This window comes from Campylobacter sp. (genome assembly GCF_019423325.1).
Taxonomy (GTDB): domain Bacteria; phylum Campylobacterota; class Campylobacteria; order Campylobacterales; family Campylobacteraceae; genus Campylobacter_B.
In genome coordinates this window covers 585,240-596,815 of record NZ_JAHZBQ010000001.1, presented here as the reverse complement: position 1 = coordinate 596,815, position 11,576 = coordinate 585,240, and the positions used below count along the sequence as shown (strand labels likewise).

At 47.6% G+C, this 11,576-nt stretch carries 12 protein-coding genes; 5 read left to right on the top strand and 7 right to left on the bottom strand.

Annotated features, from left to right (window positions below; genetic code table 11):
* Window positions 1-893 precede the first annotated feature (893 nt).
* Window positions 894-3,512: a preprotein translocase subunit SecA gene (secA, locus tag QZ367_RS02725; protein ID WP_291937039.1), complete on the bottom strand. Its 2,619-nt coding sequence runs from the start codon at window positions 3,510-3,512 to the stop codon at window positions 894-896.
* A gap of 121 nt (window positions 3,513-3,633) precedes the next feature.
* On the opposite strand from secA, the gene lolA reads away from it, so the two are divergent.
* From lolA to QZ367_RS02700, 5 genes are all read left to right on the top strand, one after another.
* Complete coding sequence (gene lolA, locus QZ367_RS02720; RefSeq protein WP_291937036.1) at window positions 3,634-4,146, top strand: LolA-like outer membrane lipoprotein chaperone; 513 nt, start codon at window positions 3,634-3,636, stop codon at window positions 4,144-4,146.
* 6 nt (window positions 4,147-4,152) lie between these two features.
* Complete coding sequence (locus QZ367_RS02715; RefSeq protein ID WP_291937033.1) at window positions 4,153-4,713, top strand: low molecular weight protein-tyrosine-phosphatase; 561 nt, start codon at window positions 4,153-4,155, stop codon at window positions 4,711-4,713.
* 65 nt (window positions 4,714-4,778) lie between these two features.
* Window positions 4,779-5,231: an FxsA family protein gene (locus QZ367_RS02710; protein WP_291937031.1), complete on the top strand. Its 453-nt coding sequence runs from the start codon at window positions 4,779-4,781 to the stop codon at window positions 5,229-5,231.
* Window positions 5,228-6,157, top strand: coding sequence for a hydroxymethylbilane synthase (gene hemC, locus QZ367_RS02705; RefSeq protein WP_291937029.1), 930 nt, complete (start codon window positions 5,228-5,230; stop codon window positions 6,155-6,157). The genes QZ367_RS02710 and hemC overlap by 4 nt, the downstream gene beginning before the upstream one ends.
* Window positions 6,158-6,166: 9 nt before the next feature.
* Window positions 6,167-6,802, top strand: coding sequence for a hypothetical protein (locus QZ367_RS02700; protein WP_291937026.1), 636 nt, complete (start codon window positions 6,167-6,169; stop codon window positions 6,800-6,802).
* A 264-nt stretch (window positions 6,803-7,066) separates the two neighbouring features.
* Here the strand turns inward: QZ367_RS02700 and QZ367_RS02695 are convergent, their stop codons facing one another.
* From QZ367_RS02695 to cysK, 6 genes are all read right to left on the bottom strand, one after another.
* On the bottom strand, window positions 7,067-7,267 hold the full coding sequence (locus QZ367_RS02695; protein ID WP_291937023.1) for a hypothetical protein: 201 nt from the start codon (window positions 7,265-7,267) through the stop codon (window positions 7,067-7,069).
* A 78-nt stretch (window positions 7,268-7,345) separates the two neighbouring features.
* Window positions 7,346-7,588 carry a hypothetical protein gene (locus tag QZ367_RS02690; RefSeq protein ID WP_291937021.1) on the bottom strand — a complete coding sequence of 81 codons (243 nt, stop codon included), beginning with the start codon at window positions 7,586-7,588 and terminating at the stop codon, window positions 7,346-7,348.
* Entirely contained in the window at window positions 7,581-8,288 is a 708-nt protein-coding gene (locus QZ367_RS02685; protein ID WP_291937018.1) for a hypothetical protein, read from the bottom strand. The genes QZ367_RS02690 and QZ367_RS02685 overlap by 8 nt, the downstream gene beginning before the upstream one ends.
* A gap of 116 nt (window positions 8,289-8,404) precedes the next feature.
* Complete coding sequence (locus QZ367_RS02680) at window positions 8,405-8,761, bottom strand: MmcQ/YjbR family DNA-binding protein (RefSeq protein ID WP_291937015.1); 357 nt, start codon at window positions 8,759-8,761, stop codon at window positions 8,405-8,407.
* Entirely contained in the window at window positions 8,758-9,960 is a 1,203-nt protein-coding gene (locus QZ367_RS02675; RefSeq protein WP_291937013.1) for a replication-associated recombination protein A, read from the bottom strand. The genes QZ367_RS02680 and QZ367_RS02675 overlap by 4 nt, the downstream gene beginning before the upstream one ends.
* Window positions 9,961-10,659: 699 nt before the next feature.
* Window positions 10,660-11,574 carry a cysteine synthase A gene (gene cysK, locus QZ367_RS02670; protein ID WP_291937011.1) on the bottom strand — a complete coding sequence of 305 codons (915 nt, stop codon included), beginning with the start codon at window positions 11,572-11,574 and terminating at the stop codon, window positions 10,660-10,662.
* Between the last annotated feature and the right edge of the window lie 2 nt (window positions 11,575-11,576).

The window sequence follows — 11,576 nt, the reverse complement described above, 5'->3', positions numbered from 1 at the left end:
TTTTAAGTATTTTGGAATTTTAAAATTCCAAAAATAGGTTCCACGCCTTGGAATACTAAGTTTTAACTAAATAGAATTTTACCTAGGTGTGAACTATAATCTTAAACACTCTTGAAATGTTTCAAATCCCAACGGGACAAAATTGAAGTTAAATTTAAAGATAGTGGAAAATGAGCTTTAACTCCCAACGGGATAGAATTCTACTCTATTGTTTCTTGCACTTTGCTTGATTGCTAGCCGGTTTCAAACCGCAGCGAGTTTTAAAAATTTAAAATCGCACCTAAATCTATTTATACACAATGAAATTCGCCCCCAAGATATCCGATACGGCAAATCAAACAGACCTCTTTACCAAAACTTTGAAATTTTAAACCCGAATTCTAAATTTTAAAATTTAAAATGCCTCGAAACTTTAAAATTTTAGAAATTTTAAAATTTTTTAGAATTTTGAAATTCTTAAAATTTAAGGCTGATTTCGCTTGTAAGCTCGCCCGCGTCGCATAAATTTAAAATTTCAAATGCCGCGCAGTATCCTAGCTGCGCACTAAATTTAAGTATCACGCGCTGATTGGCTTGCGTTTTGCCGCACGGTGCACCGCAACAGCGCTATGAAAAATATGCGACAAGGCATTGGGCGCGTTTTGAAATTTTAAAACCAAAATTCCGCCCCATCGCGCAGCTTTGCGCACCGTTCGTGCCGCCTCGCGAACAAGCTCTTTTAAAATTTCTGTCCACGCCGCCTCGCGATTAAGCCTCTTTTAAAATTTTATAACGCCTTTCGCCCTTAACCGCTCTTTTAAATACAAAAATAAATCAAGGTCAAGAAGCGCCGATTGCGCAATGCTCGCAATCGAAATCACCGATCGCGCGATACTTACGACCGAGCGCCGCGCCTACCTCGCAAAACCGCCTTTTTTCGGACCGCCCTTGCCGTGGCAGTCTTTGTATTTTTTGCCGCTGCCGCAAGGGCAAGGATCGTTTCGCTTAGGTTTTTTGTCGCCGAACTCGTCTGAGCCTTTTAGCTGCGCTTCATTCGTGTTTGCGGCGGCAAGCTCTTTGGCGTTTGAGCTCTCCATACGCTCCTGCATCGCGCGCTGCTCGGCTTCGATCTCCTCCTGTGATTTGAACTGAATCGAGTGCAGCAAGCGGATACTGTCGGATTTGAGGCGCATTACAAGCTCCATAAAAAGATTGTAGCTCTCCTTTTTATACTCGGTAAGCGGGTCTTTGTGGTTGTAGCCGCGAAGTCCGATGCCCGCTTTTAGGATATCCATCTGATACAGATGCTCCCGCCAGTCGCGATCGACGATCTGCAAATAAAGCATCTTTTCGATACTTTTGCGCTGCTGCGGATCGATCGGCGCCATCTTGTTTTCATACGAAACGGCAAGCGCGCCGATGATCTTTTCTTTCAGCTCTTTGAAATCATCGACCTTTTCAAGTTCGCTGTTTTCGAGCACCTCGCCCGTTTCTTGAGCGATTTTAGCGACGATCGGGAATTTATCGACCTCTTTGATATTTGCGCCGTCGAAAATTTCAAGCTCCTCAAGCACGCTAGAGATGTACTCCTCGCGGTTTTGGATGATTTTATCTTTCAGATCGTAGTCGGGGTCCAAAAGCTCGTTGCGATATTTATAGATCGTCTTGCGCTGCTCGTTTGCGACGTCGTCGTATTCTAGGATATTTTTACGTGCTTCAAAGTGCAAGCTCTCGACCTTTTTCTGTGCATTTTCTACGGCGCGCGAAACCATGCCTGATTCGATATGTTCGCCGTCTTTTAAACCCAAGCGATCCATGATATTTTTGATCTTGTCGCTGCCAAAAATTCTAAGCAGATTATCCTCCAAGCTTAAGAAAAACCTACTCTCGCCCGGATCGCCCTGTCGCCCGCTTCGTCCGCGGAGCTGATTATCGATGCGGCGGCTTTCGTGGCGCTCGGTACCTAAAATATACAGCCCGCCCAAAGCGCGCACTTCATCGTCTATACGGATATCCACGCCACGTCCCGCCATATTCGTAGCGATCGTAACTGCGCCCTTTACGCCTGCGTCTTTGATGATCTGCGCCTCGCGCTCGTGATTTTTGGCGTTTAGCACGGAGTGCGCGATGTTTTCTTTGACCAAAAGCTCGTGCAGCTTCTCGCTCTTTTCAATCGACGCCGTGCCCACGAGTACGGGCTGACCTTTAGAATTTAGCCGCTTGATCTCATTGATGACGGCGTCAAATTTCTCGCGCTCGGTTTTGTAGATAAGATCGTTTTGATCCTTTCTGATTACCGGCACATTCGTAGGGATAGAGACCACTTCGAGTTTGTAAATTTGAGAAAATTCCGTTGCCTCCGTCTGCGCCGTACCCGTCATACCAGCGAGTTTTTCGTAAAGACGGAAGTAGTTTTGAAAGGTAATGTCGGCAAGAGTTTGGCTCTCCTCCTGGATCTGCACGCCCTCTTTAGCTTCAAGAGCCTGATGGAGCCCTTCGCTGAATCTGCGACCCTCGCTAAGACGACCCGTAAATTCATCCACGATTATGACCTGTCCGTCGCGCACGACGTAGTGCACGTCCTTTTCAAAAAGATAATTCGCCTTAAGTGCTTGATCAAGGTAGTGGCTAAGCACGGCATTTTCGAGACTATAGAGGTTATCGACGCCAAAAAGCTTCTCGGCTTTTGAAATTCCTGCCTCCGTGATCAAAACGGCGCGGTTTTTCTCATCTACGGTAAAATCGCCCGTCGCCTTGCCTTTTGGATCGGCTGGCGCCTCGCCGCGGATCATTTGGCGAGCTACTTCGTTTGCCTTGATGTAACCATCTAGAGTGCGGTTCGTAGGACCTGAGATGATTAGCGGCGTCCTAGCTTCGTCGATTAAAATACTATCAACTTCATCGACGATTACGAAATGATGCCCGCGCTGCACCTTTTCATCCGCGCTAAATTTCATATTATCGCGCAGATAGTCAAAGCCGAACTCGTTGTTTGTGCCATAAGTGATGTCGCACGCGTATGCAGCCTTGCGCTTGGCGTCATCGTATTCGCCGCCCACGATCACACCGGTGCTAAGTCCTAAAAATTCATATAGCTCGCCCATCTGCGCGGCATCGCGCTTAGCTAGGTAGTCGTTTACGGTCACGACATGAACGCCTTTACCCTCCATCGCATTTAGCACTACCGCCAAGGTCGCTACGAGGGTCTTTCCTTCGCCCGTTTTCATCTCGGCAATCGCGCCGTCGTTTAGCACCAAACCGCCTATTAGTTGAACGTCGAAGTGGCGCATATTTAGCACTCTTTTGCCCACCTCTCGTACGATAGCAAACACTTCGTTAAGCACGTCATCCGTGCTCTTTTCGCCCGCGCGAACTTGCGCTCTTAACGCTTCAAATTCCGCCTTAAGCGTCGCATCGTCCATCGCCGCGTAGTTTTCTTCAAGCGCACTGATCTGCGCCGCGCGCTTGGCGTATTGTTTGACGATCCTATCGTTTTTAGTACCGAAAATCCCGTGGATGACCTTTTTAAACATCTCAAACCTTAGTTTTAAAATTTTAACCGCACATATTAACATATTTTTAGTTTCTATTTAATTAAATCCTAGAAAAACGGCTATAATACGCGCAAAATTTCAAATAATAAAGGCAAAATTTATGAAAAAAACTCTTATTTCTTTAGCGGCAAGCTGCGTTTTTGCGTTTGCGGGCGGAATAGAATTTAACACGCTGAGTGCAAATTTTTCGCAAACCGTGCAGAGCGACGATGCGAAAATCAGCTACGGCGGCGATTTTAGCGCCACGAAAGAGCACGCCGTATGGCATTACAAAACCCCTACGATAAAAAATATATTTTTTAGCTTCACAAAGGTCGTCGTAATCGAGCCCGAACTTGAGCAAGCTATCATCACGAATATCAAAGAAACGCCGAATTTAACAGCGATCCTAGCGAACGCAAAGCCAAATAAAAACGGCGTTTATGAGGCGAGCTTCGACGATGTGAAATATCTCATCGAGCTAAAGGGCGATTTGCCGAGCAAGATCAGCTATACCGATAAAATGGACAATAAAGTCGTCATAAATCTAAGCAATGTCCGCAAAAACGCACCGGTAAACGAGGCTATCTTTAAGCCCTCGATCCCCAAAAACTACGACATCATTACGCAGTAGGCGCGCGTGAGGCTACTTTTTGTATGTCACGGCAACATCTGCCGCTCACCGATGGCGCAGTCCGTGATGCAAAATTTTATTAATCAAAGCGGCCTAAGTGCGCGCGTGAGCGTAGATTCTGCAGCGACACACACCGACGAGATCGGCTCGCCGCCCTACTACGAAACGCAGCGCGTGCTAAAAAAGCAAAAGGTGCCGCTCGTAGCGCATCGCGCCGTGCAGGTCACGCCCGCAGACTACGAGCGCTACGATCTCATACTTTGCATGGATGATGAAAATATGCGCTCGCTGGGGCGAATTTTTCGCGGCAAGGATATGGCTAAGGTAAAATTTCTTTTGGAATTTGGAGGGAAAAATTTTACAGACTGCGATGCGCGAAATTCCAAAGGCTCGGCAAAACAAACCGGCTTAAATTTAAAAGGCGCCGGTTCAAATTTAACCCATCCCGAACACCTACAAATCGCCGATCCATACTACACGCGCGATTTTGAGCGCTGCTACGCAGATATCAAACGCGGCTGCGAGGGACTCTTGCGATACATTAAAAATTCAGACGGAATTTGCTAAAATCCGCGATTAAATTTTAGCGTCTTTGAAAAGGCGCGGCTTAAAGCGATAATTCAAGGAAAAATATGTTTAGGCTTTTGATCGTTCCGTATCTGATAATTGAGGCATTTACGACCTATTATTTCGTAAGCGCAAACGGATTTGCGGCGTATGCGGTGGAGATCGTCATAAGCGCGATTTTAGGCGGTTACGTCGTGGCAAATCGCTCGTGGATGGGCTTTTTTAATCTAATGAAAATCTCGCCGAAAGAAATTTTAAGCGGCGTGGGCTTCGTCGTAGGCGGCGTTTTTCTCATTGCACCGGGCATTTTCGGCGATATTTTAGGCGTTTGCATAATTACCGCGTCATTTTACTGCGTCACCAGCGACGTGCCTAAATTTAACGCTAGCAGCGAAAATTCCGAAAAAAGAGAGCGAAAATTTTGGCGACGCAGCCGCACAAGCGACGACGTAATCGACGTTGAGGTGATCGAAGAGAACGAAATCGAGATTCGAAAAAGCATAGGAGAGAAAAAATGAAAAATTTGATCATCGCTACTCGCGGCAGCGTACTTGCGCTGTGGCAGAGCAAACATATCGCATCGCTGCTTGAAGTTAGCGGCATCCAAGCGCAGCTAAAAAGCATGAAAACCAAAGGCGATAAAATTTTAGACACGCCGCTTGCAAAGATCGGCGGCAAGGGACTTTTTACGAAGGAGCTTGAGGAAAGCATGCTTCGCGGCGAAGCACACATCGCCGTACATAGCCTAAAAGACGTGCCCGTGGAGTTTCCGCAGGGGCTAGTGCTAGCGGCGATCTGCGCGCGCGAGGATGTGCGCGATGCGATGATCAGCGAAAAATACTCTAAATTCGGCGAGCTACCCCGCCGCGCAAAAGTCGGTACCACGAGTCTTCGCCGCAAGATGCAGCTGCTTAGCATGCGCCCCGATTTAGAGGTTATATCCTTGCGCGGCAACGTCCAAACCCGCCTGCGAAGGCTAAAAGACGGGGAATTCGACGCGATCATCTTAGCGATGGCGGGCATCAACCGATTAAATTTACGCGCCGAGATAAAGCACGTAGCGCCCTTCGAAATCTCGCAGATGATCCCTGCGATGGGGCAAGGAGCGCTCGGCATCGAGGCAGTGGACGAGCCGCAAATTCTACGCGCGATAGAATTTTTAAAAGATGAACGCGCGATCATCGAAACGACCGTGGAACGGGATTTCGTCAGGGTTTTGGAGGGCGGCTGCCAGGTGCCGATCGGTATCAACGCGCGCCTTGACGGCGAAAATATCCACATCAGCGCGATAGTGGGCCTGCCCGACGGCAGCGAGAGTATCCGTCAAAGCATAGTCGCGCAAAAAAACAAGTGGCAAAGCGTAGGCGCGGAGCTTGCGCGCGTTTTTATCAAAAAGGGCGCAAAGCAGCTCCTCGCGCGCGCCGAAGCGATGGCGAGCCTATAAGAAGCCCTAATGCAAAAAGAGCAAATGCCGCTTTTTATAATCAAAGATTATTGGATCAGGATTTATATCGATCTGGGCGCTACTTCGTCCATCGTCATGCTTGTTTTTGAACTCGTCACTAGGGGTATTCACTGGCATTACTGGGTTGGGGTTTGGATTTTAACCTTAATAGGTCTTTTAGGGATAAATAAAAACAAATTTTTAAGCTTCTATCCCGGCAGAATAGAATATAACAAATCCTCTGCAAACTATCAAGAAACGATAGTTACAAAAAAATCTATCGACATAGCGCGTATTGATAAGGTAGCGATTTATAAATTCGTAGATTTTGCGGTAGAAGAATTTAGCTATGATAAAAATATTGGCACCTTTAAAAAGCTTATTTTAATGGCTTTTTCGTGGATATTGTATTTGATGGATTTGATATGCTTTGCCGTTTTGCGGCTAAGGGGTAGGATAAAAAGTATAAATTTATATGTCTTGATATTTTTAGACAGCGAAAATGGGGTATTCGTCAGTATCCCACTTGCGATGTTAAGCGATTTTGAACGAAAAAATTTAGAAAAATATTTAAAAGATGAACTCGATCTAAACCTGGAGGATATCGAGGTTAGAGATAGGCTTTTGAATATAAATTTTATGTAACGCCGCTAGCTTACGTGACGATGTAGAATTTTACGTCGATATGAAATTTCTGAGATTTATACGGCAAGATGCTAGATAAATCTGAAAGCAGCGAAGTAGCGTATAAATTCTGAAATTTATACGGTAACAATGCAAAAATTTAATGCTGCTCATCGGCGGGTAACTCCGTGGGCTTTTTGCGGGTGCAAGATGAAGCAGACCTGCCGTAAATGAGTCCTAGCGAGTTTATAATGATAGAAAAAATTGCGCCGAATTGGTATCTTTTTAAAACCACATAAAAAGCCGCGCCGCAAGCGGGGTTGAAGCCTTGCGGTGATCTAAATTTAAAAGCGCTACCCGCGCCTTAACCATACCGCCGATCAAGAATCGCGCGAATTTTAAATTTAAAAAGACGATCTGTAAATTCCGCACGCCATAACTTTTGAGAGAAATTTTAAAAATTTTTTGAAGTCTAAATTTAAACAAAGCGTCGCCAAAACGCGCCGCGATAAATTTAAACATGGCGCGAAAGAGACTTAAACATAGCGCTCACAAGCAATACGCTTAAAAACGCCGACCCAGCCCAGGCTTAAACTGCGCAAAGTCCACTCCCGTCGCGTCTAAAACCGCCCGCGAATAAAAATAGAGGCTGTAAAATAGCTCATCGTCGTAAAAGTGCTCCTCCCAGAGCTCCTCGTCATTCTCATCGCTCTGCGGCCACAGATATTTTTCCGCAAGCATATCCGAAAAGTTCGCCAGCGGCGCTGCGTGCGAGATTTTATCGGCATCATCGCAAATCTCAATCATAAACGCAAAAAATCCGCCGAGCCGCGATAAAGCTCGCCGTTTCGTTTTCACAGTTTTCGTCTTTGTCGTTTTTACTTGCCGCATCGTTTTGCTTTTTGCCCGCCACAGCGCGCGCATACATAAAGATGCGCGCCAAAAAGAGCAGCGCAAAAGGGGTTGCGTGCCAAAACGAGCTTTGATGTTCTATCTCGTTAAAAATCTTACTAAGCGCGTCCTGAAGGGCCTTGGCGTCAAATTTCTCCCGCTCTCTCGCATCCGAGCTCTTATCCGCCGCGCTCGTTTTAAATTTACTCGCCTGGCTCGCTTTAAATTTTATCGCCGCGCTATCCACACTCTTAAATTCCGCCTCGCCGCACTTCGCCGTATCCGTTTTAAGCTCCGCTTCTCCGCCCGCTTTAAATTCCGCCGCCTCGTTATCCGCCTTTTTAAATTTAGACTCACTCTTTTGCGCTAAATTTACGGAATTTTGCGCCGCGCCGCATCTTGCCGCATCCGTAGAATTTTGCCCGCAACCGGACTTGCTTTTTAAATTTTGCTCGCCGCCCGAACTGCGCGCCGCATCACAAGCTTCGATTGCCCGCGCGAGTTTCTCAAAAATTTTGGGAAACTCGCTCGCCCTGCCGTAAGCGGTCGTGAGCCTACTCCACGGCACGTCCTGCGCTTTTAAATTTGCGATATATCTCAAATTTTGCTCATTCATCCGCGCTCCTTGCAAATATTTTTAAATTTAAGCTCTGTGAGCCGTTAAAATTTGCGCTCTCGGTTCAAATTTAGCCTCTTTCGCACGCAAATTTAAACCGAGCCCAGGCGCAAATTCTACCTCGTAAGCTCTCTGCTCTGCTCGATTAGATCCTCGATCTGTTCGCGCGGCACCGCATCAAGGCAGACGCTGATCCAGTGCTTTTTATTCATATGATAGGCTGCAAAAATTCCCTTTTCATCACGCAAAATTGCCGCCAAATCGGGCGAAACTTTTAAATTTATCACATCGCTTGAGCCAGGAAGTGCGCGACCGAGCTTTTCATTAGCAAGCCCGCGCATCAGAAGTGCAAACCACTTGCGCTTCCCTCCTGCGTGACGAAAAACCGCGAAATTCGGATATCCATCCCACAGATACTCGCCATCCGCGCCGTAGCGCTGCTTCATTAGTTTTAGGACGCTGCTGAAGTTCATTCTCGTTCCTTAATATCGATCTTTTCTTTGCGCAATCGCGCCAGCCACTCATCCAGCGTCTTTTCAAAGCCGATCCCCTTGCTTTCGTAAAATTTTGCCGCCTCGCTCATATAAGCCTGCTCGACCCAGCCGCCGAAGTCGTGCGGGTATTTGTAGTCTGCGATCTGCTTGTCCGAGTTGATGAGATAGCGCGGCGTAGGCAGCGGTGCAGCGGAGCGGACGAACTTCAAAGCGGCGTTGATGCCCAAATACGCGGCGTTTGATTTGGGACTGTGCGCCAGATAGATCGCGCATTGTCCTAAGATAATGCGAGCCTCGGGGTAGCCGATCTTGCTGACGGCGCTTAGCGTGCTGGCGGCGATATTTAGGGCGTTTGGATTGGCATTGCCGATGTCCTCGCTAGCTAGGATCACCATCCTGCGCGCGATAAAATCCGCGCTCTCGCCCGCATCTATCAGCCTCGCGACATAATACAGCGCGGCGTCGGCGTCGCTTCCGCGCAGGCTTTTTATCATTGCGCTTGCTAGCTCGTAATGCACGTCGTCGCTGCTAACGCCTGCAGCTACGGCATTTGCGCGCAGCGTGCGAAGCGTATCTAGCGTAATGGCGCTGTCTGCCAAAAGCGCAAATTCTAGCAAATTTAACATGCTCCTTGCATCGCCGCTACTGGAGTTTAGCAGGTATTTTCGCGCCTCCTCGTCCATCTCAAAGCCGATCTCTCCCTGCACCCGCGCCAAAAGCGCCTCCAAATCCTCGTAGCTAAGCGGCTCGAACTCAAAGATCATCGAGCGCGAGCGGATACCGCTACTTAGCACGAACTGCGGATTTTCCGTCGTCGCGCCGATGATGATTGCGGCGTAGTTCTCCATCGGGATGAGCAGCACCTCCTGCTGCGTCTTGCTGAGGCGGTGGATCTCGTCGATGAAAATGAGCGGCTTTATGAGCGAGCCGGCGTGCGAGGATAGAATTTTGCGAATATCCTCGACCTTCAGGCTCGTGGCGTCAAGCTCGTAAAAATCGTAATTCAGCTCGCTTGCGATCACGCGCGCCATCGTCGTTTTGCCGCTGCCTGCGGCGCCGAAAAATATACTGTGCGGGATACTGCCTGCAGCGACGAATTTTTTAAAAACCGCTACGATCTTGCCCTGCCCCACGATCTGCTCTAAGCTTTTGGGGCGAAATTTCAAGCTCAAACTCATTTTGCAACCTTAAAAATTTTGCCCCGATGATAGCGTTTTTATGATTAAATTTTGAAATTCGGCTAAATTTAAAGAGCGGTTTAGGTTTTACATACGGCGAGGGTTTGAAATTTATACACGGCGCGGGTTTGAAATTTGCGCCGCGCAGCGAACTTTAAAATTTCAGATTATGATTTTAAAATTTTGTGCCGCATATGCGGACGGCGATATAAAATTTTGCGGCAAGAACGGATCGCGCAGATTTGGCGGGCTTGGCGGTTTTAAAATTTAATGCCTTGCTATGCGGCAAGCGCCGTCATACATAGCGCGCCCAAAAATTATTGTCTGTGAGCGAGGCGAAATTTTAAAATTTAACCCTATTTTGGAGCTAAATTTTATCTCGCAGCGAGCCGCTAAATTAGTAAATCAATAAATCGCAAAATCGACGAAGCTAAAAATCGTCTCGCTCTCATAAAGTCATCGCGCGACCATCGCGACTATCGCCTCATCCGCGCAGAAACTATCATATTAATTCTCGCGCCTACGTAACGCAAAAAATGTAAAATATAGTTTCGCAATCGTCGCAATAACCCGCGCGATCGCGCAAAACTCATCGTGCCAATTTCGGCGCCTGCGTAAAATTTAATCTCGCGAAGCTGCGCGTCCGCGTAAAATGCGTAAAATTACCGCGCTAACGCCGCACTGGCGCAAAACTGCTGTCTATTTAAAAAGCTCGGTAGAAAGATACCTTTCGCCGGTATCGCAGAGGATCGTAACGATCACTTTGCCCTTGTTTTCGGGCTTGGCGGCGATCTGCGCGGCTGCGTAAACGTTCGCACCGCTTGAGATGCCCACGAGCAAGCCCTCTTTTTGTGCCAGCTGTCTAGCTGCCGCAAACGCATCGTCGTTTTCGACGCTCAAAAAGCCGTCGATGACGCTTCTATCAAGATTATCAGGGATAAAATTTGCGCCGATGCCCTGGATTTTATGGCCGCCCGCACTACCGCACGTAAGAAGCGGCGAGCTAGCAGGCTCCACGCCGTAGGCTTTTAGGTTTGGATTTTTAGATTTTAAAAATTTCGCCGTGCCGCTGAGCGTGCCGCCGGTGCCAAATCCCGCGACTAAAATATCTACCTTACTGCCGCTTTGCTCCCAAATTTCAGGTCCAGTGCTTTGAAAATGCGCTTTTGGATTGCTCGGGTTATCAAATTGGCTCGGGATAAAGCTATTTGGGGTGCTCGATGCTAGCTCATTTGCCCTATCTACCGCGCCTTTCATTCCGAATTTTGGATCGGTTAGCTCGATTTTGGCGCCAAATGCGGCTATGAGCTTTTGGCGCTCGATACTCATCGAGCTTGGCATCGTTAGAATGAGCTTCATACCGAGCTTTGCTGCGATCATCGCAAGCCCTACGCCCGTGTTTCCGCTGGTAGGCTCTATCAAAACGCTATTTTTGTCGATTTTGCCCGAGCTTAGCGCATCTTTTACGATCTGCCACGCGATGCGATCTTTGACCGAGTGGCTCGGATTTAAAAATTCCGCCTTGGCTAGGATGATGGCATTTTTGCCAAACGTATTGATTCTGACTAACGGAGTATTGCCGATGAGCTCCGTAACATCGTTTGCTATTTTCATAT